We start from the raw sequence: 208 nt of genomic DNA, 5'->3' as shown, positions 1-208 counted from the left end.
TTGGAAGGTCGAGATGTCCACGTCCTTCAGGAAGTTGGTGGTACCCGCGGCGGCAGTGGCAGTGGCGGCGATGCCGCTCTGGTCGAAGGTGATGCCGGTGGCACCGGTGGCGCTGCCCGCAGTGAACGAGAAGTCCTGGCCGCCCTTGACCGATTCCAGCTTCAGCTTGTTGCTGCTGTCCAGCGAGGCGTACACGCCGGTCTGGGCG

The 208-nt window shown here is 65.4% G+C and carries 1 pseudogene; it reads right to left on the bottom strand.

Features of this window, described 5'->3' with window-relative positions:
* A pseudogene (locus SLW56_RS20845) lies at positions 1–208 on the bottom strand (flagellin type B); the annotation flags it as partial.

Origin of the sequence: Xanthomonas sp. LF07-6 (assembly GCF_034105445.1) — a bacterium.
GTDB lineage: Bacteria > Pseudomonadota > Gammaproteobacteria > Xanthomonadales > Xanthomonadaceae > Xanthomonas_A > Xanthomonas_A sontii.
The sequence above is the reverse complement of the archived record's forward strand: the minus strand, read 5'-3'. Positions and strand labels throughout refer to the sequence as shown.